The organism is Pantoea sp. JZ29 (assembly GCF_035190385.1).
Lineage (GTDB): Bacteria > Pseudomonadota > Gammaproteobacteria > Enterobacterales > Enterobacteriaceae > Pantoea > Pantoea stewartii.
In genome coordinates, this window is the sequence record NZ_CP045241.1 from 4,069,500 (window position 1) to 4,088,633 (window position 19,134).

18 protein-coding genes are annotated in these 19,134 nt (G+C 53.3%); 6 read left to right on the forward strand and 12 right to left on the reverse strand.

Features of this window, described 5'->3' with window-relative positions; genetic code table 11:
- Positions 1-4: 4 nt before the first annotated feature.
- Complete coding sequence (locus tag GC090_RS18885) at positions 5-1,261, reverse strand: oligosaccharide flippase family protein (protein ID WP_324020631.1); 1,257 nt, start codon at positions 1,259-1,261, stop codon at positions 5-7.
- 523 nt (positions 1,262-1,784) lie between these two features.
- On the opposite strand from GC090_RS18885, the gene GC090_RS18890 reads away from it, so the two are divergent.
- Positions 1,785-2,180, forward strand: coding sequence for a transposase (locus tag GC090_RS18890; protein ID WP_033738988.1), 396 nt, complete (start codon positions 1,785-1,787; stop codon positions 2,178-2,180).
- Positions 2,181-3,081: 901 nt separating this feature from the next.
- Here GC090_RS18890 and GC090_RS18895 read toward each other — a convergent pair.
- Together GC090_RS18895 and GC090_RS18900 are read right to left on the reverse strand one after the other, a co-directional pair.
- On the reverse strand, positions 3,082-4,062 hold the full coding sequence (locus GC090_RS18895; protein WP_324020632.1) for a DMT family transporter: 981 nt from the start codon (positions 4,060-4,062) through the stop codon (positions 3,082-3,084).
- 71 nt (positions 4,063-4,133) lie between these two features.
- Positions 4,134-4,967, reverse strand: coding sequence for an AraC family transcriptional regulator (locus GC090_RS18900; protein ID WP_054634663.1), 834 nt, complete (start codon positions 4,965-4,967; stop codon positions 4,134-4,136).
- 126 nt (positions 4,968-5,093) lie between these two features.
- Between GC090_RS18900 and GC090_RS18905 the strand changes: the two genes are divergently transcribed.
- Together GC090_RS18905 and GC090_RS18910 are read left to right on the forward strand one after the other, a co-directional pair.
- Positions 5,094-5,612 carry an isochorismatase family protein gene (locus GC090_RS18905; RefSeq protein ID WP_033738983.1) on the forward strand — a complete coding sequence of 173 codons (519 nt, stop codon included), beginning with the start codon at positions 5,094-5,096 and terminating at the stop codon, positions 5,610-5,612.
- Between the two features lie 93 nt (positions 5,613-5,705).
- Positions 5,706-6,278, forward strand: coding sequence for a DUF1349 domain-containing protein (locus tag GC090_RS18910; protein WP_054634664.1), 573 nt, complete (start codon positions 5,706-5,708; stop codon positions 6,276-6,278).
- 256 nt (positions 6,279-6,534) lie between these two features.
- On the opposite strand, the gene ssb1 is transcribed toward GC090_RS18910, so the two are convergent.
- Positions 6,535-7,077 (reverse strand): single-stranded DNA-binding protein SSB1, encoded by a 543-nt coding sequence (gene ssb1, locus GC090_RS18915; RefSeq protein WP_006121517.1) that lies wholly within the window; start codon positions 7,075-7,077, stop codon positions 6,535-6,537.
- A 224-nt stretch (positions 7,078-7,301) separates the two neighbouring features.
- Here ssb1 and uvrA point away from each other — a divergent pair, with 224 nt between their 5' ends.
- A complete protein-coding gene (gene uvrA, locus GC090_RS18920; protein WP_033738980.1) occupies positions 7,302-10,130 on the forward strand; it encodes an excinuclease ABC subunit UvrA in 2,829 nt (942 codons plus the stop codon).
- A gap of 227 nt (positions 10,131-10,357) precedes the next feature.
- Complete coding sequence (locus GC090_RS18925; protein WP_033738979.1) at positions 10,358-11,422, forward strand: NAD(P)-dependent alcohol dehydrogenase; 1,065 nt, start codon at positions 10,358-10,360, stop codon at positions 11,420-11,422.
- A gap of 38 nt (positions 11,423-11,460) precedes the next feature.
- Here the strand turns inward: GC090_RS18925 and GC090_RS18930 are convergent, their stop codons facing one another.
- From GC090_RS18930 to dnaB, 6 genes are all read right to left on the reverse strand, one after another.
- Positions 11,461-11,784, reverse strand: coding sequence for an MmcQ/YjbR family DNA-binding protein (locus tag GC090_RS18930; RefSeq protein ID WP_006121520.1), 324 nt, complete (start codon positions 11,782-11,784; stop codon positions 11,461-11,463).
- A 2-nt stretch (positions 11,785-11,786) separates the two neighbouring features.
- Positions 11,787-12,203 (reverse strand): secondary thiamine-phosphate synthase enzyme YjbQ, encoded by a 417-nt coding sequence (locus GC090_RS18935; protein WP_033738976.1) that lies wholly within the window; start codon positions 12,201-12,203, stop codon positions 11,787-11,789.
- 124 nt (positions 12,204-12,327) lie between these two features.
- Positions 12,328-13,521, reverse strand: a complete 1,194-nt coding sequence (locus GC090_RS18940; protein WP_133745551.1) for an amino acid aminotransferase — start codon at positions 13,519-13,521, stop codon at positions 12,328-12,330.
- A 42-nt stretch (positions 13,522-13,563) separates the two neighbouring features.
- A complete protein-coding gene (locus tag GC090_RS18945; RefSeq protein WP_033738971.1) occupies positions 13,564-14,178 on the reverse strand; it encodes a YitT family protein in 615 nt (204 codons plus the stop codon).
- Between the two features lie 182 nt (positions 14,179-14,360).
- Entirely contained in the window at positions 14,361-14,852 is a 492-nt protein-coding gene (locus GC090_RS18950) for an Lrp/AsnC family transcriptional regulator (protein ID WP_039339069.1), read from the reverse strand.
- Between the two features lie 126 nt (positions 14,853-14,978).
- Complete coding sequence (gene dnaB / locus GC090_RS18955) at positions 14,979-16,385, reverse strand: replicative DNA helicase (protein ID WP_006121562.1); 1,407 nt, start codon at positions 16,383-16,385, stop codon at positions 14,979-14,981.
- Between the two features lie 96 nt (positions 16,386-16,481).
- On the opposite strand from dnaB, the gene GC090_RS18960 reads away from it, so the two are divergent.
- Entirely contained in the window at positions 16,482-17,465 is a 984-nt protein-coding gene (locus tag GC090_RS18960) for a quinone oxidoreductase (protein ID WP_324020633.1), read from the forward strand.
- A 181-nt stretch (positions 17,466-17,646) separates the two neighbouring features.
- Here GC090_RS18960 and pspG read toward each other — a convergent pair whose 3' ends face one another.
- Both pspG and dusA read right to left on the reverse strand, forming a co-directional pair.
- Positions 17,647-17,913: an envelope stress response protein PspG gene (pspG, locus tag GC090_RS18965; RefSeq protein ID WP_006121560.1), complete on the reverse strand. Its 267-nt coding sequence runs from the start codon at positions 17,911-17,913 to the stop codon at positions 17,647-17,649.
- 161 nt (positions 17,914-18,074) lie between these two features.
- Positions 18,075-19,070 (reverse strand): tRNA dihydrouridine(20/20a) synthase DusA, encoded by a 996-nt coding sequence (gene dusA / locus GC090_RS18970; protein WP_058702334.1) that lies wholly within the window; start codon positions 19,068-19,070, stop codon positions 18,075-18,077.
- Positions 19,071-19,134 lie beyond the last annotated feature (64 nt).

Below are 19,134 nucleotides of genomic sequence, written 5' to 3' on the forward strand. Positions count from 1 at the left end.
GACCTCATTTGTAGGTTTTGTAGTTAAGTGAGGAAACCTGAATTTTTTGAATCACGCCGCGTTTAAAGAAGTAATTCATGACGGTGAGGGACAGGAGCTCAGACAGAAAAACGCTCCAGGCGGCCCCCATGATGCCGTAGCCCTGAATTAGCCACCAGGAAAGCGGGATGCTGATGAGCACCAGACAAATGATTTTCTTCAGTAAATAATCAAAGCCCCCTTCTTTCACCATAAAACGGTACGCGACGGTTCCCATTGCCGAAAAACTGGTCGCCAGGGATAACAGCGTGATGAGGTTGCCTGACTGCCTGTAGGCCGGGCCATATAACGCCACAATAATGTGCTCACCCCACAACGCGACGATAAACAACATCAACAGCGACACGGCCATCACGTAGCCATTGAGTCGGGCCGTCAGCCTGACGGCTTCGTCTCCACGCGCACGAAAAATCTCGCTGAAATAGGAGGTAATCAGCGCCACGGGAATAAAAATCCAGGACGCTGCAATCGTATTGGCAGCAGCGAATAAACCCAGCTCGCGCGCCGAGGCGATGCCGGCCAAAAACATCTGCGCGGTTTTGACCTGGACAGAAATAAAAATGCTGGAAATGGCCAATGGCAAGCCCGTATACAGCAGATAACGCAAATACAGGGTGCGTGTTTCCCGCGGGGGAAATTGCTCCTGATGCTGTTGGTAAAAGCAGTAGCGTTTAATGACATACGGCACCAGCGTTACCGTGATAACTGACAATGTCAGCCACAGCGGATTCAGGCGTAGCCAGGCAATAGTGAAACTCAACGCAAAACTCACCAGCATGCCGACGGCATTCGCCACGGTATTCAGCTTTGATGCCAGACGTGCATTGTTATAAACGCTAAACGTATCCTGCGTGACAAAAACAGAGGCAACAAATGAAGCCAGCGCAAATGCCAGGAAATTTTCCTGCATGTTGTACCAGACCCAAATTAACACTGGTGCCGAGGTAATAAGTAATAAAACCATACGCAAAGTACGTGCAATACGCATTAAGCGCAAACCTTTGGTGGCATTTTTGCTGACACGTTTAAACAAAATAGTTTCAGTGCCAAATAGGGCTATGGTTTGCACCATGGCAAATAACGATGTTGAAAACGCCATCTGCCCAAATAGGGTTGGGCCAAAGGACTTAGCCACGTAAGACGTCACGAAAATGACGCCAAAGACGGAGATAATCTTTTCAGACATCATCCAGGCGGCATTAGACATTACGCTAAATTTCATCGACTGTTCCTTAGTAATACTCAACATCTACCGCTTCGGCACGCCCATCCGTGGGCGAATTAATAAGCGCTTAAATTTCAAAGCGAAATGATAATCATCAAGCCAACCCGGCTCGAAAATGAGAATCCGATTATATTTTAATGAAAGAATTCAGGAGAATTCTGATTATATCTGGCACGAATGCCGACTACTGGAAACGATTTCAAAATGAAATCATTAATGTTAACAAAAACCGTCATTCCTGAATAAAACGGATGCGGAGGCGTCAACCAGCCAAATTACAGTCATTTTTTATCTTTGGGGTGCGATGAATTTATATCAAAAAACCCATACCAGGAAGGCGCGGCATCCCGATCAGAATAAAATAAGATTTATCCCATGATGATATTTATTCTAAATATCTTAATTTAACCCACGTAATTTAACGTCCGTATTTAAACACGGCATTCCACACACTTTTACAGTACCAAAGGTTAATAAAGTAATCCTCATCCATTAATTGATAAGAAAGGTAAGAGCATTTATGAGAAAGTCACGATATAGCGAAGATCAAATCACAAATGCCATTAAAGCTTCTGAATCGGGCGTTAAGGTTAAAGAGATTTGTGAAGAGCTTGGCATCTCTGAGGCAACCTTCTATAGCTGGAAGAAGAAGTTTTCTGGGTTAGCCTCGGAAGAAGGCAGAAAAATCAAGGAGCTGGAAGAAAAGGTTCAGTTACTGACGCGCGAACTGCACGCACTTCATTCCGACAAGGAGATGCTGCAAAGCGTTCTGAAGAACTTCTTTACTACGCACGAGAAGCGTCAGGCCGTCAACTTCCTGCAGGACACATTCGATGTCGGCACCCGCCGCAGCTGCCGTTTGCTGGATATTAGCCGTAGTGTTTACCATTACCCAACGGGATCAGAAAACCGTTAATACTGAGAGCATTGCTTTTGATAGCTACCTCGCTGAGATTTGTTCTTACCAGAAGAGATGAAGAGCATTTAACAGGACATTAGGATGGCGCGCCTCGCCCAGTCCGTAATTAATGAATGGATTTGCGGTTACGCTTCCTTTTTTGCGGTAAAATTGATTTACAACAGCAAAAGTCTCTCAATCTACACCACTTTTATCCCCCCAGTCTCATTTCGGTGAGACTGGACTTCCTTTTTTTTCATTAGCTCGTCTAAAAGAAACTGCCGCTGTTCCACTTTTTCGTTTAATCCCAGTAATCATATTTTGATTTCTCCGTACATTTCCTTAGCACCGACTGGTCCTGAGAAATGTTTTGCCGATCGTCGGATTATGCGTAATCGCATAAAAAGATAAAAATGGCCCAGAATAATCTCAGATTAACAGTTTATTGATACTTAACACTTTCATCCGGTAGCACACAATTGATAACTATTTCTGCCTGCTATTGATGTCTGCTGTTAAACAGTAAATATAAGCGAAGCGCAGTCTGATTCTGCTGAAATTAAGGCTGCCTGAAGTAAAAGGTGGTTTCTGATAAGGATTTCTCTTAGCCAAACGGTATGTTTTCCCCGTTTTTTAAACATAAAAGCTGGGTGCGGGTTAGCGCTTCACCTTCATCTGTCCGCTTTTTGAGGAATAAACGCGCTTTACTCAGCCATTTCCTGGCTATTTATTGAACAATATGTGCGATTGTCTTGCTGTTAATGGGGCGGAAGCCGCCTGTGTGGATAAATACGGCATGGCTGAGTGGCGGTTTTGAGGAAGATTTAAACCCGGCAGATTACCGAGGCGGCTTTATTTCGCCGTTTTACACCTCGGTATAATCCGAAAAAGCGTGAATATCACTCCCAGTAATTATTCATTATCCGGGACGTTCAGATGATTTCCTGTTCAGGGCGGTCACGCGGGGTTGTGGCTTGATGCGCATCGCCCAAATCACGCCAACGATCAGGCAAACAATACCGATCATTGTCAGAACAGGTGGCCAGTGTTGATACCAGATAAACGTCCATAGCAAGCCAAAGAGAATCTCAAAGACGATGAGTGGCCCCATCAATACGGTAGGCAGTCGCTGGCTGGCCGCATTCCAGCATAACGTTCCGGCCCATGAGCACAGCAGGCCAATCGTCAGCATTAATGCAATAAACACCAAAGGCCGGGGGCCGAAAGGCAGCGCAAAATCAGGCTGTTGCCACGCCAGCTGTATGCTGACCAGCGCATACATGATGAGTGCCAGCGGTAAGGTCACAATGCCCTGCGCGGTGGCCCAGGTCGCGGCCTTGAGCTGAGGATGGTTGCGTAACCAGCGCGCATTGCGCAACGGATACCAGGTCCAGCACACCACCGCCATCACCGCCAGGGCAATGCCGGTCAGATAACGCTGGCCGTTGAGCGTTGCCCCCTGGAGTTGCCATTCCGCCGCATTAACGCAAACCAGGCCTGCGCCCGTCACCAGCAGTGCCGGGATAAGCCGTCGCCATGAGAGCCGTCCTTCAAGATGGTCATAACAGAGGTTTGCAGTGACAGCGATGACGATCGGTAAGGTACCAATGATCATCGTGGAGACCGGAGCCCCCGTTCGCTGAATCGCATTGGCGAGAAACGCGTAATAGAAGAGATTGCCAACCAGCGACAGCTTTAATGCTTCCCGCCAGTGGGCGGCGCTCAGTTGGCGCAGTCGGAAACGATCGTGCCAGGCAAGCGGCAACGCAACCAGGCCAAACGCGACATAGCGCCCGGCTGACTGCAACGCGCCCGGATAATCCGGGACGATGACCGGTCCAACAAAAATCAGCCCCCACATCATGCCTGCGGCAAGGGCAAACATTATTCCTGTCAACATGGCTTTTTCCTGTCTGTCTTTTTGCTTCAGTGTGAACCAAACAGGTAAGCATGCCTTGTAGCAAATTGCGGTCAGGACCTGTGTGGCGCGATCTGCTTTTGATAGCGGCCCGGTGTAATGCCGTAACGTTGGGTAAACGCACGGGTCAGATGCGCCTGATCGGTCAAGCCTACCGCTGCCGCGACGCTGGCTATGGCCTCACCCCTGGCGAGCATCTGTTTGGCTTCATAAAGCCGGTAAGCCATTAACATTTGCTGGGGCGTGACATGGAAATGATCGCGGAAGGCGCGTAAAAAATGCCACGGTGATAACGACGCTAATGCCGCCAGCGTGTCCAGCCTGACCGGCTCTCCAAGATGGGCGCGCAGGTAGTCGCGCACATCATCAAAACGGTGTCTGGCATCGACTTTACGCGCTGAGGCCATACGGGCCTGTGGACGGATGCGCACCAGCAGGTCTGACAGCAGACTATAACGCGCCAGGGCCGTATCGGCCTGCCACAGCGCCGCCAGACACTGCGACACAGGCTGCGCAAGTCGCACGTCCGTTCGCAGCGCATCCCCAAACCACCAGCCACGGTCGCCACTCAGCTCATCCATACAGTCAGGCTGGATGTAGATCATTTGATAACGCCAGCCCGTTTCGCAGGCCGACTCCCCGGTGTGCAGCTCATCAGGATTCATCATGACCAGAGAATGGACAGGGGCAGTGTAGTGCGTACCGCGGTAACGGAAGCGCTGTGCCCCGGCCTCGATGGTGCCGATGCCAAAGGCTTCGTGCGTATGCGGAGCAAAGGCATAACGGGAAATATGCGCCTGGTAAAGTTCCACGCCCGGCAGTTCAGGCAACTGCCGAAACAGCGCACGATCTTTTTCACAGGGAAAAACAGCTGGAACGCCTTCCACGTTATCGCTCCTTATCCGGTTGGCAGAATCTGCAAGCATGCCGTTAAAAGGGGATGAAATGCAAAGATTGTCATCCCCGGTTGAATACATGACACTGCTTAACAGGTGTACTGACGAGGAAACATCATGCAGCGTGTTGTAATGGTAGTTGATATGCAAAATGGCGTATTCACCACGCCGCGTTTCGATCGGGCTGGCCGGGTCAGGCAGATTAACCGCCTCATCGAACAGGCTGATCTTACGCTGTTTATTCAGCACAGCGAAGGCGACATGGTGCCAGGCAGCCAGGCCTTTGCGCTGTTACCCGAGATGGCTCAACCCCGGAATGCGCACTTTATTACCAAGACAGCCTGCGACAGTTTCTGGCGGACGTCCCTGGCCTCACTGCTGAGTGAGCTGGCTATTCATGAGTTTGTTATTTGTGGGTGTGCCACCGATTACTGCGTCGACACCACCATCAAGGTCGGCGCAGGATTGGGCTATCGCATCACCGTCGCCGCTGACGCCCATACCACCGCCGACCGGACCTGTGCCAGTGCGGAACAGTTAATTGGCCAGCATAATGAAGTCTGGGCGGGCTTAAGTCTTCCGGGTAACGTACCACGCGTGATCGATACCGATACCGTGCTGGCCGGGTGGCGTTAAGCGATCACACTTTCATCCGTATCAGACCATCTGACTCTTTCTTCATCCTGAGTCGCATCAGCCCGGCCAGTTATGGCCGATTTTGGAGGCGCTATGTTTGAGTCGTTTGCCTGGATCAATGAGCCTGCAACGTGGCAGTGCCAGAACGGTACGCTACAGGTCACCACCGATGATAAGACCGATTTCTGGCACAAGACCTGGTACGGGTTTGAGCGCTTTTCCGGCCATGTCTTTGCCACGGAGGTGGACGGCGACATGACTTTTCAGCTCAAAATCTGCGCAGACTTTACCACGCTGTACGATCAGGCCGGACTGATGCTGATACGCGACGCACAGCACTGGCTAAAAGCAGGAATTGAATATAACGATGGTGCGCCCGCCATTGGCAGCGTGCTGACGCTCGGCCATTCCGACTGGGCAACGGGGATATTTCCTGGCGATCCGCGAGCGTTCTGGCTCCGGCTGACGCGCAAAGGTGACAGCCTGAGACTGCAGTATTCGGCAGACGGACAGACGTGGCCTTTATTACGTCTGAGCTATTTTCCACCCGGTCCGCTCAGGATAGGTGCTATGTGTTGCACGCCGGAGCGTGCCGGTCTGGCGGTCACCTTCCGCGACATGCTTCTGACGCCGCCGCTGGATAAAGCACTGCATGATTTAAGTTAACGGCGGGCGCGTCGTCCAGAGATGTGATGACATGTTTTTTGTCGCCCGTGCCCGATCTTGCCCGGGCTTTCAGGATACAGGCCATCTATTTCGGCCAGGTCATGCCGGGTCATCGCGCCTCCAGTGCCGGCGCTGGATAAACCACGCCAGGATGTGCGTGAAAGGCGGGAAGTGGTGCAGAGTTAAACCAGACATCCCCAACAAAACAAAAAAGCCCCGGTGATGGGGCTTTCTGCAACAGAGACTGACAGACGGCTTAGAACGGAATGTCGTCGTCAAAATCCATCGGCGGTTCGTTATTGTTGCTGGCCGGAGCGCTGGGCTGCTGCTGCGGACGAGACTGTGCGCCGCCGCTGAACTGGTTGTTATTGCCCTGCTGCGGTTGCTGAGGCTGGCCCCAACCGTTGTTGTTGCCCTGACCGCCGCCTGCTGGCGCGTTACCGCCCTGCTGACGTCCACCCAGCATCTGCATAGTGCCGCCCACGTTGACAACCACCTCCGTGGTGTAACGTTCCTGACCGCCCTGATCCTGCCATTTACGGGTGCGCAGCTGGCCTTCAATATACACCTGAGAACCTTTACGCAGGTATTCGCCCGCCACTTCCGCCAGTTTGCCAAACAGCACGACACGGTGCCATTCGGTGATCTCTTTATTTTCACCGGTCTGCTTGTCGCGCCAGCTCTCAGAGGTAGCCAGCGTAATGTTGGCGACAGCGCCACCATTTGGCATGTAACGTACTTCCGGATCCTGACCCAGATTCCCGACAAGAATCACTTTGTTAACGCCACGACTGGCCATGTTGCTGTCTCCCGATGAATGATTACGTCAACTCTAAACGATCAATTCTAACACGTCCCGCGCCTGGTTTCCCAGTTTCGAGCGGTGTTCCATTTTTAATCATTCGCCGGAAAAAAGCAAAAAACTACTGGATATTTATTCAGTCTATTTTTTGTGCCATAATGATGCGTTTATTCTGGCCGTGTCACAGGGCGCGGTGAGTGCAGCTAATCCGGGAAAGGTGAATGGATAAGATCGAAGTTCGTGGTGCCCGCACCCATAATTTGAAAAACATCAACCTGACCATCCCTCGCGACAAACTCATTGTGGTTACTGGCCTTTCCGGGTCCGGTAAATCCTCTTTGGCGTTTGATACGCTGTATGCGGAAGGTCAACGCCGCTATGTGGAGTCGCTCTCTGCCTATGCGCGCCAGTTTCTGTCTTTAATGGAGAAGCCGGACGTCGATCATATTGAGGGTTTGTCGCCGGCCATCTCCATTGAGCAAAAGTCGACCTCGCATAACCCGCGATCGACGGTAGGCACGATTACGGAGATTCACGATTATCTGCGCCTGCTGTTTGCCCGTGTGGGTGAACCGCGCTGCCCGGATCATGATGTCCCGCTGGCTGCTCAGACAGTGAGCCAGATGGTCGATCAGGTGCTTGAACAGCCCGAAGGTCGCCGTCTGATGCTGCTGGCACCGGTCGTGAAAGATCGCAAAGGTGAACATACCAAAACGCTGGAAAACCTGGCGACGCAGGGTTACATCCGCGCCCGGATCGACGGCGAAGTGTGCGATCTTTCCGATCCCCCTAAGCTGGAACTGCAGAAAAAACACACCATTGAAGTGGTTATCGATCGCTTTAAAGTCCGCGATGATCTGGCGACACGCCTGGCGGAATCCTTTGAAACGGCGCTGGAACTCTCTGGCGGTACCGCGATTGTGGCCGATATGGACGACAGCGCGGCAGAAGAGTTGCTCTTCTCCGCGAACTTTGCCTGTCCGGTTTGCGGATACAGCATGAGTGAGCTGGAACCGCGCCTGTTTTCGTTTAACAACCCCGCCGGTGCCTGCCCGACCTGTGACGGTCTGGGTGTGCAGCAATATTTCGATCCCGATCGCGTAGTGCAAAATGCAGAGCTGTCGCTGGCAGGCGGCGCCATCCGTGGCTGGGACCGTCGTAACTTCTATTACTTCCAGATGCTGCGCTCACTCGCCGATCATCTCGACTTCGATATAGAAGCGCCGTTTAACAGCCTCAAGGACAGCGTGCAGAAAGTCATTCTGTACGGTTCCGGCAAAGAAACGATTGAATTTAAATATATTAATGACCGTGGCGACACCTCCGTGCGTCGCCATCCGTTCGAAGGCGTGCTGAACAATATGGAGCGCCGTTATAAAGAGACGGAATCCTCAGCGGTACGCGAAGAACTGGCGAAATTTATCAGCAATCGCGCCTGCGCCAGCTGTGAAGGCACGCGTCTGCGTCGTGAAGCGCGCCACGTCTATGTCGAAAACACCACGCTGCCGACCATTTCAGACATGAGCATCGGTCATGCCATGGCGTTTTTTGAAAATCTGAAACTCAGTGGTCAGCGGGCTAAAATCGCGGAAAAAGTGCTGAAAGAGATCGGCGATCGCCTGAGTTTTCTGGTCAATGTCGGCCTGAACTACCTGTCGATGTCGCGTTCTGCAGAAACACTGTCGGGCGGTGAAGCCCAGCGCATCCGTCTGGCAAGCCAGATTGGCGCCGGTCTGGTCGGCGTGATGTACGTACTGGATGAACCGTCAATCGGCCTGCACCAGCGCGATAACGAGCGCCTGCTGGGCACGCTGATTCACCTGCGCGACCTGGGTAATACCGTGATTGTGGTCGAGCACGATGAAGACGCGATTCGCGCCGCCGACCACGTGATCGATATCGGTCCCGGCGCGGGCGTGCACGGCGGCGCTATCGTCGCGGAAGGTACGGTTGAGCAGATTATGGCGGAAGAGGCTTCGCTGACCGGTCAGTTCCTCAGCGGCAAACGCGCAATCGCCGTGCCTGAAACGCGTGTGAAAGGCGATCCCTCGAAGGTCCTGAAAATTACGGGCGCGCGCGGTAACAACCTGAAGGACGTCACCTTAACGCTGCCTGTTGGCCTGTTTACCTGCATCACCGGCGTCTCCGGGTCAGGGAAGTCGACGCTGATCAACGATACGCTGTTCCCGATTGCCCAGCGCGCGCTGAACGGGGCCACCATTGCTGAGCCAGCACCGTATCGCGATGTCGCCGGTCTGGAGCACTTCGATAAAGTCATCGATATCGACCAGAGCCCCATCGGCCGCACGCCGCGCTCTAACCCGGCCACCTACACCGGTATTTTTACGCCGGTTCGTGAACTGTTTGCCGGCGTGCCTGAATCACGTTCACGTGGTTATAACCCAGGCCGTTTCAGCTTTAACGTGCGTGGCGGACGTTGTGAGGCCTGTCAGGGCGACGGCGTGCTGAAAGTGGAAATGCACTTCCTGCCGGATATTTATGTGCCGTGCGATCAGTGCAAAGGCAAACGCTATAACCGTGAAACGCTGGAGATTAAATACAAAGGCAAAAGCATTCACGAAGTGCTGGAAATGACGATCGAGGAAGCGCGTGAGTTCTTTGATGCCGTTCCTGCCCTGGCGCGTAAGCTGCAAACGCTGATGGACGTTGGATTGTCCTATATCCGCCTGGGTCAGTCGGCCACCACCCTGTCCGGTGGTGAAGCGCAGCGCGTCAAGCTGGCGCGTGAGCTGTCGAAGCGCGGCACGGGACAGACGTTGTATATTCTGGATGAGCCCACCACCGGGTTACATTTTGCCGATATCCAGCAACTGCTCGAAGTGCTGCATCAACTGCGCGATCAGGGCAACACCATCGTGGTCATTGAGCACAACCTCGACGTCGTGAAAACGGCGGACTGGATTGTCGACCTGGGGCCGGAAGGCGGCAGTGGCGGCGGTGAAATTCTGGTGGCAGGCACGCCAGAAACCGTGTCCGAATGTGAAAAATCACATACGGCCCGCTTCCTTAAGCCCTTGTTGAAAAAATAAAATTGCAGGCCCGCATCACGCGGGCCTTCTTACAGGGATTGCACAATTTACCCTGAAAAATGCAGGATCAGGCAAGATTCAGACACATATAGGCATATACGCTTTTCCCTCCCCTGACTATCCTTAATTCGTTCCCCTTTGGTACGCCCCTGGCGTCACCTTCTTGCTGCGCGCGTTATGCTGCGGCGTTGTTCGAAAAATCACGACACACTTTAACTGGAGACACCATGAACATTACCCATGCGTATGCTGCTCAGGATGCAAAGTCCAAACTGGCACCGTTTGATTTCAAACCGCGTGAGCTTCGTGCTCATGACGTACAGCTTGACGTGCTGTTTTGTGGCGTTTGTCATTCTGACTTGCATCAGGCGCGCAATGAGTGGAAAAACACCATTTTTCCTGTGGTTCCGGGACACGAGATTGTTGGCCGCGTGACCGCAGTCGGCCCCGAGACGCAGAAGTACAAAGTCGGCGACCTGGTCGGCGTTGGCTGTATGGTTGATTCCTGCCGCAGCTGCCCAAGTTGTCAGGAAGGTCTGGAGCAGTACTGTGAAAATGGCTTTGTCGGCACGTATAACGGTCAGGATCGCCAGACAGGGGCTATCACCTACGGTGGTTACTCCACCTCTATGGTAGTGGATGAAAGCTTTGTGCTGCGTGTTCCAGAAAACCTGGAGCTGGCCGGTGTGGCACCGCTGCTGTGTGCCGGTATCACCACCTATTCACCGCTGCGTCACTGGAATGTCGGCCCGGGTAAAAAAGTCGGGATCGTGGGGCTGGGTGGCCTGGGCCACATGGGTGTAAAAATTGCTCACGCGATGGGCGCGCATGTCGTGTTATTCACCACCTCGCCGTCAAAAATCGAAGACGGAAAACGTCTGGGCGCAGACGAAGTGGTCATTTCGAAAGATGCCGACCAGATGGCGCAACATGCCAACAGTTTTGACTTCATTCTTAACACAGTGGCGGCGCAACACGACCTTAATCCGTTTATCACCTTGCTGAAGCGTGACGGCAATATGACTCTGGTCGGCGCGCCTGAACACGATCATCCCGCGCCACAGGTTTTCAATTTGATCTTTAAACGCCGCAGCATCGCTGGCTCGCTGATTGGCGGTATCGCTGAAACCCAGGAGATGCTGGATTTCTGTGGCAAACACGGCATCACGTCAGATATTGAGCTGATCGCCATGGATCAGATCAACGAGGCTTACGAACGTATGCTGAAGAGCGATGTAAAATATCGCTTTGTCATTGATATCGATACGCTGCGTAAAAACGCGGCGGCGTAATCCTGTCCTGTGCCCTTTCCCACGCCGGGAAAGGGCCGTTACCGCCCGGTATCTGCCTGCTGAAAAGAGGCATCCACCAGATAGTAAATTTGCGAATCTTTCAGCGTGCCGTCTAAAAACAGCGTGTTCCAGTGTGATTTATTCAGATGTTCACTGGGAAACACATCGCTGTGCTCATCCCGCATCAGTTCAGCCAGCGCGGGCGAGGATTTGAGCGACACCGCCGGACGCCCTTTGACTTCATGCACCATGGCAAACAGCACGCCGTTGCTCTTGATCTGCGTAGCTTTCCAGTCGCTGTGAACGCTCTGCTCTGCGCCGGGTTTGCTCATGCAGTACGTCAGTAAGTCCGAATTATTCATACTCATTCCCCTTGTAAGGTCGCCACAATACGTCGGGCTCCGCCATGAATACGATGTTCCCCCAGCCAAATGCCCTGCCAGGTGCCCAGTACCAGCTGTCCACGCTGCACCGGTAGCATCAGTGAAACGCCCAGCGTGGACGACTTAATGTGGGCGGGCATGTCGTCACGGCCTTCGTAATCGTGTTGATAAGGAGCCGCTTCCGGGACATGGCGCATAAAGTGTTGTTCCATGTCGCTCCGCACTGTCGGATCGCAGTTTTCATTCAGCGTCAATGAGGCCGACGTATGCTGCAACAGCAAATGGAGTAATCCGGTGTGGATATCACGGAGTGCGGGCAACTGTTGCACAATCTCTTCCGTTACGAGGTGAAAACCTCGCGATTTTGCGCTTAAGGTCAACGTTTGTTGATACCACATACTTTTTTCCTGAATCTGTGAGACACAGTTAAGTGTGCAGAATGTGGCGCAAAGGTAAACCCGATCCGTAAAAATAAAAAAGCCGCCAACAAGGTTGGCGGCCCGGGGAAGATTGTGTGCGGAATTACATTACTGCCGCAAAGGCTTCCGCGACCTGATGCACGTTTTTGCTGTTCAGACCTGCCACACACATACGGCCGCTGCCGACGAGGTAGATCCCAAACTCTTCACGCAGGCGGTCCACCTGCTGCGCACTCAGGCCGGTGTAGCTGAACATCCCGCGCTGCTTCAACAGGTAGTCGACGTTCTTACCGGGTAGCGCCGTACTCATCACCTGTACCAGCGCCTGGCGCATGTCGATAATGCGCAACCGCATGGCTTCGACCTCGGCCAGCCAGTTAGCTTTCAGCGTAGCGTCGTTTAACACGCGGGCCACAACCTGTGCGCCGAAGTTTGGCGGGCTGGAATAGTTACGGCGGACGGTCGCTTTGAGCTGACCTAATACGCGGCTGGCCTCTTCAGCGCTGTCACATACCACAGACAGGCCACCGACGCGCTCGCCATACAGCGAGAAGATTTTTGAAAAGGAGTTGCTGACCAGCGCAGGCAGACCTGCCGCAGCAACCGCACGCATCGCGTACGCATCCTCTTCCATGCCAGCACCAAAGCCCTGATAAGCGATATCCAGGAACGGGATCAGCTCCTGTGCTTTCAGCACGGCAACAGTTTCGTCCCACTGCGCATTGGTCAGGTCGGCCCCGGTTGGGTTATGACAGCACGGATGCAGCAGCACGATGCTTTGCTTTGGCAGGGTTTTAAGCGTGCTCAGGAAGGCATCAAAACGTACGCCGTTGGTTTCCGGGTCATACCACGGATAGGTCTTCACCTCGAAACCGGCACCGTTAAAGATGGCGATATGGTTTTCCCAGGTCGGATCGCTGACCCAGACGTTGGACTGCGGGAAATAACGCTTCAGGAAATCCGCACCGACTTTCAACGCACCTGAGCCGCCCAGGGTCTGAATCGAGGCGATCTGGCCCGCTTTTAATACGGGATGATCGGCCCCGAACAGCAGTGGCGCTATCGCGTTGCGGTAGGTATTTAATCCTTCCATAGGCAGATAGAGCGAAGCCTGCTGCGGTTCGGCACGTAACTGCTCTTCAGCATCAGCCACCGCCTGCAGCTGAGGGATGATGCCTTGCTCGTTGTAATAAAGCCCAATACTCAGGTTCACTTTATGCTCGCGCGGATCCTGTTTAAAGGCTTCCATTAGCGACAAAATCGGGTCGCCAGCATAGGCATCAACGTTCTGGAACACGGTGCAGATCTCCATGATTGTTCTTGAAATAAAAAAGGGCGATTAAACCCTGTACCGCCCGGGACGATGGTTCATTGCGATGATCATATTCAGTACCACCGCGCCCGCAATGGACGCAAGCAACATCGGCAGGCTGACGACAAACAGCGAGGCCAGCACCACGCAGGTATCGACCGCCATTTGCAGTTTACCGGCGCGAATGCCGAAACGGTCTTGCAGCCAGAGCGCCAGGATATTGATCCCGCCCAGGCTGGCTTTATGGCGAAACAACACTATAAACCCAATCCCCATGATGACGTTACCGAACAATGCCGCATAAAAAGGATTCAGTGTGGAAAAATGCATAAACAGGGGATGAAGATGGGTAAAAAGCGACACCAGCCCCACGGCACAAAAGGTTTTTAGCGTAAATTCCCAGCCCATTCGCTTCACAGCCAGCCAGTAGAACGGCAGGTTGATTACAAAGAAAACGCTGCCAAATGACAGGGGCGAAAGATAGCTGATGAGGAATGCCAGCCCAGCCGTGCTGCCGGTCAATGCGCCTGCCTGCTTCAGCATGAGCACACCAAACGAGACCATTAAGGTGCCGAGCAGGATAGCCAGCGCATCTTCAAGGCGAGAGTGAGGAATATCGGCGGGTTGTACAATGTTGTCCATAAAGCAGTCTCAGTGCGAATGATGCAGCACCAATGCAATAACTGCGCCAGCCTGTGCAGGCGCTCAGGCATAAGCGTCTTACCGGGTTTACTGCCCCGCCGGGGAGGTCGATTGTGCATTGCCCGACTCAAATACGCATAAAAAACGCATCATTCCGCCACATCATGCACCACCTGCGCGCATTATGCTCTTTTTTGGCGCACAGCCTGCTGCTCGCCCATCATTAATCCGTTCTCTTTGAGTCTGCCCAGTACCACCGATGTTTTGACATGGGAAACGCTCTGGTGACCGGCTAAAAGCTGGCTGATTACCGCGCTCAGTGAGGCCAAATCGGCCACGGCGACTTTCAGCAGGTAGTCGGCATCACCGGTGGTTTTATAGGCATCAATAATTGCGTCTTCCTGTTCCACCATGCGATGGAAGCTGTCGACATAGTCAGCGGTATGGTTAATGAGCCGCACTTCAATGAGTCCGACAATGCCCAGTCCCACCGCGTCCGGCGACAGCCGTGCGTGATAGCCAAGAATCAGGTTGGCCTGTTCAAGATTGATACGCCGACGTGAACATTGTGAAGCAGAAAGACCGACCAAATCGCTGAGTTCCTGATTGGTCAAACGGCCATTAGACTGGAGCAGAGTAAGGATTTTTAGATCGTAATCGTCTACGTGCGTCATGCTGTTTCCGTCGCGTGTCAGTGTCGCTTTGCTACAGATAACCCGATTCACTGCGACGTTGTCCAACACTATTTTGCACGGTCCTGCCTGCCATGCACAGATCGTGCATGGCAGGTCAGTGACGGATTATTCGTCGTCGTACTGCGGGCCTGCATAGTTATCAAAGCGTGACCACTGACCGTTAAATGTCAGGCGTACGGTACCGATCGGGCCGTTACGCTGCTTACCCAGAATGATCTCTGCGATCCCTTTCAGGTCGCTGTTTTCGTGATAAACCTCGTCACGGTAAATAAACATGATCAGGTCAGCATCCTGCTCGATCGAACCCGATTCACGCAGATCCGAGTTTACGGGACGTTTATCGGCACGTTGCTCCAGTGAGCGGTTCAGCTGAGATAACGCCACCACGGGCACGTTAAGCTCTTTTGCCAGCGCTTTTAATGAACGGGAAATCTCGGCGATTTCCAGCGTACGGTTATCTGACAATGCGGGCACGCGCATCAACTGCAGGTAGTCGATCATGATCAGACTGAGGCCACCGTTTTCACGATAGATGCGACGCGCGCGGGAACGGACCTCGGTCGGCGTCAGGCCAGAAGAATCATCGATATACATATTCTTCTTTTCCAGCAAAATGCCCATCGTGCCGGAAATGCGCGCCCAGTCTTCATCGTCAAGTTGACCGGTACGAATACGGGTTTGGTCAACCCGCGACAAGGAGGCCAGCATACGCATCATGATCTGTTCGCTGGGCATCTCCAGACTGAAAATCAGTACCGGTTTGTCCTGCAGCATCGCCGCATTTTCACACAGGTTCATGGCGAACGTGGTTTTACCCATTGAGGGACGTGCGGCCACGATAATTAAGTCTGAGCGTTGCAGCCCGGCCGTTTTCTTATTCAGATCCTGATAACCGGTATCGATGCCCGTGACGCCATCGTGCGGCGTCTGAAACAGCGACTCAATCCGTGAAACCGTCGCTTCCAGAATTTGTTCGATGTTTTTGGGGCCATCGTCTTTGTTAGCCCGCGCCTCAGCGATTTTAAATACGTTCGACTCGGCAAAATCCAGCAGGTCTTCACTGCTGCGCCCCTGGGGATCATAACCGGCATCGGCTATCTGATTCGCCACGGCGATCATTTCGCGCACGACCGCACGTTCACGCACGATATCCGCGTAAGCGCCGATGTTCGCCGCACTGGGCGTGTTTTTCGCCAGCTCAGCCAGGTAAGCAAATCCGCCGGCCATCTCCAGTTCGCCGCGCGTTTCCAGCGATTCTGACAGCGTAATCAGGTCGATAGGTTTGCTGTTTTCCAGCAGGCGCTGCATCTCAGAGAAAATAAGACGGTGCGAGCGATTGAAAAAATCATTTGCCACGACGCGTTCGGACACGTTGTCCCAGCGCTCGTTATCCAGCATTAACCCACCCAGCACCGACTGCTCCGCTTCCAGCGAATGCGGGGGCATTTTCACGCCTTCTAACTGGCGATCCTGCGTTTCGTTCGATTTGTTGGTGGGTTTATTTCCTGCCATAGTGAATGCATTACCGATCTTCTGTGGGGACGCGCAAGTATACCTCAGTTAAGGGGCGTGCCTCACCTTCATGATGAAACAATCACAGGAGTAAGCATGGCAAAGCGTATTCAGTTCAACGCACACGGCGGCCCGGATGTCCTGACCTGGATTGATTTTGAGCCTGCCGATCCCGCCGATAATGAAATCCAGGTCGAAAACCGCGCGATTGGCATTAACTATATTGATACTTACGTGCGCAGCGGGCTGTATCCGACAGGTCATTTTCCCTCTGGTCTGGGCACCGAGGCGGCGGGTGTGGTCACCCGCGTGGGATCGGCGGTCACGCGTTTCAAACCCGGCGATCGCGTCGTGTACTGCCAGGCCGCACTCGGGGCTTACAGCGAGCTGCATAACGTGACGGAAGACCGTCTGATGCTGTTACCCGACGCCATCAGTTTCGAGCAGGCTGCCGCCAGTTTTTTGAAAGGCCTGACGACGCAGTACCTGTTACGACAGACCTATAAGCTCAAAGCCGACGAAATTTTTCTGTTTCATGCCGCGGCGGGTGGCGTGGGGTTGATTGCCTGCCAGTGGGCAAAAGCGCTCGGCGCCCATCTGATCGGCACCGTCGGCTCCGCCGAAAAGGCGACACTGGCCAAAAACGCGGGAGCCTGGGCCACCATTAATTATCAGCAAGAGGACATTGCACAACGGGTCAGTGAGCTGACCGGCGGCAACAAGGTTGGCGTGGTGTACGACTCTGTGGGGAAAGCGACCTGGGAAGCCTCGCTGGACTGCCTGCGTCGTCAGGGACTGATGGTGAGCTTCGGGAATGCTTCAGGGCCGGTGACCAATGTTGATCTCAGCATTTTAAATAAGAAAGGCTCGCTGTTTGTTACCCGTCCTTCCCTGTTCGGCTACATCACCAATCGTCAGGAGCTGGAAACGGCCAGTGCAGAATTATTCTCTTTACTGGCAAGTGGCGCCATTAAGGTCGATGTGCCCGAGCAGCAAAAATTTGCACTGAAAGAGGCCAGCCGCGCTCACCAGTTACTGGAGAGCCGCGCGACGCAGGGATCGAGCCTGCTGATTCCCTGATGTAAAAAGGGCTTCCCGCAGGAAGCCCTTCTTTTATTTTTCATTCGCACTGATGTAGGGGCAGAAGCGATGAATATGTTATGAATCAACGACAGCTATCCTGACAGAAAACATAAGTAAAAAGTATGATTGTTGTTAATATTCTGAGCACCAATTTTTCACTGTGTGATCACGCACACATTTATCCCCTGCCATTCCGCTCCAGCCTGCGGATCCTGCGCCTGTACAGGACGCGCTGGCGAGTGTCTTCGTCAGTGAAAAAGCGCCGATAGAGCCATACTGCGGCCACGGCCAGCAGTAGCCAGGGCAGCACCTTCACAATCAGCATCACCATACCGCCGACAAACATCACGATCGTGGCCACGACCAGGGCAGCAATGACGCCGATTAAGGACACGCCAGTCAGCAACAGCATCAGGAAGAAACCGAATACAAAAATAATGTCCATTTGTTCACTCCTCACGATGAATACGTTACGTATTACAAGAACCATGCCAACAAGTAACCTGTTGATAGTGATGAGTTAAGTATGAAGTATGCAAAATCAACGTGGCGAGATTCACCAGATTATGGTGAAAAAAAACCAGCCGGCTGGCTGGTTTAACTGTATCAGGCTTCCTGAGGGATCTTATCGGCGACCAGCGCTAATGCAGCCTCCAGTACCCGCACATCGGCACCGGGCTTATGGGCATTCTCGCTAAGGTGACGACGCCACTGGCGCGCGCCAGGGATCCCCTGGAACAGCCCCAGCATATGGCGCGTCACATGGCCAAGGTACGTGCCTTTTGCCAGCTCGGCTTCAATATAAGGGTACATGGCGCGCACCACCGCCACCGGATCAGCGGCAGGCTGTTCCCGGCCAAACACTTCCCGATCGACATGCGCCAGGATGCCGGGGTTTTGATAGGCCTCGCGGCCCATCATGACACCATCCAGGTGCTGAAGATGCGTTTTAGCCTCTTCCAGCGTTTTCACGCCGCCGTTAATGGCAATCGTCAGTTGTGGAAAATCACGCTTTAACTGATAAACCCGGGGGTAATCAAGCGGTGGAATCTCGCGGTTTTCTTTCGGACTCAGACCCGAAAGCCATGCCTTGCGCGCATGAATGATAAAGGTGTCGCAGCCACCGCGCTCTGCCACAGTGCCGATAAAATCGGTCAGGAAGGCATAGCTGTCCTGTTCATCGATACCGATACGGGTTTTGACCGTGACCGGAATATCCACCACATCACGCATCGCTTTAATGCCGTCAGCGACCAGCCCGGCTTCCGCCATCAGGCAGGCACCAAAGCGGCCATTCTGAACACGATCTGACGGGCAACCCACATTGAGGTTAACTTCATCGTAACCGCGCTGTTCAGCCAGCGCCGCACACTGCGCCAGTGCAGCCGGATCGCTGCCGCCCAGTTGTAACGCGACCGGGTGCTCCTCTTCATTAAAGGCCAGATAATCGCCTTTACCGTGAATAATGGCTCCCGTGGTGACCATTTCGGTATACAGAAGCGTATCGCCGGTCAGCAGACGATGGAAATAGCGACAGTGACGATCTGTCCAGTCGAGCATGGGAGCAACAGAGAAGCGTTGGGAGGAAAAAGTGTCGGTCATGAAGCGCAGTCGATCCGGTGGTTAACAGTGATGATATTCTGCGCAAGGATAGCATAAGGGCGGG

Bases quoted from the DNA above. Each gene is read 5' to 3' on its own strand.
- GC090_RS18885 (WP_324020631.1), bottom strand. From the start codon at position 1,261: ATGAAATTTAGCGTAATGTCTAATGCCGCCTGGATGATGTCTGAAAAG.
- GC090_RS18890 (WP_033738988.1), top strand. From the start codon at position 1,785: ATGAGAAAGTCACGATATAGCGAAGATCAAATCACAAATGCCATTAAA.
- GC090_RS18895 (WP_324020632.1), bottom strand. From the start codon at position 4,062: ATGTTGACAGGAATAATGTTTGCCCTTGCCGCAGGCATGATGTGGGGG.
- GC090_RS18905 (WP_033738983.1), top strand. From the start codon at position 5,094: ATGCAGCGTGTTGTAATGGTAGTTGATATGCAAAATGGCGTATTCACC.
- GC090_RS18910 (WP_054634664.1), top strand. From the start codon at position 5,706: ATGTTTGAGTCGTTTGCCTGGATCAATGAGCCTGCAACGTGGCAGTGC.
- ssb1 (WP_006121517.1), bottom strand. From the start codon at position 7,077: ATGGCCAGTCGTGGCGTTAACAAAGTGATTCTTGTCGGGAATCTGGGT.
- uvrA (WP_033738980.1), top strand. From the start codon at position 7,302: ATGGATAAGATCGAAGTTCGTGGTGCCCGCACCCATAATTTGAAAAAC.
- GC090_RS18925 (WP_033738979.1), top strand. From the start codon at position 10,358: ATGAACATTACCCATGCGTATGCTGCTCAGGATGCAAAGTCCAAACTG.
- GC090_RS18930 (WP_006121520.1), bottom strand. From the start codon at position 11,784: ATGAATAATTCGGACTTACTGACGTACTGCATGAGCAAACCCGGCGCA.
- GC090_RS18935 (WP_033738976.1), bottom strand. From the start codon at position 12,203: ATGTGGTATCAACAAACGTTGACCTTAAGCGCAAAATCGCGAGGTTTT.
- GC090_RS18945 (WP_033738971.1), bottom strand. From the start codon at position 14,178: ATGGACAACATTGTACAACCCGCCGATATTCCTCACTCTCGCCTTGAA.
- GC090_RS18950 (WP_039339069.1), bottom strand. From the start codon at position 14,852: ATGACGCACGTAGACGATTACGATCTAAAAATCCTTACTCTGCTCCAG.
- dnaB (WP_006121562.1), bottom strand. From the start codon at position 16,385: ATGGCAGGAAATAAACCCACCAACAAATCGAACGAAACGCAGGATCGC.
- GC090_RS18960 (WP_324020633.1), top strand. From the start codon at position 16,482: ATGGCAAAGCGTATTCAGTTCAACGCACACGGCGGCCCGGATGTCCTG.
- pspG (WP_006121560.1), bottom strand. From the start codon at position 17,913: ATGGACATTATTTTTGTATTCGGTTTCTTCCTGATGCTGTTGCTGACT.
- dusA (WP_058702334.1), bottom strand. From the start codon at position 19,070: ATGACCGACACTTTTTCCTCCCAACGCTTCTCTGTTGCTCCCATGCTC.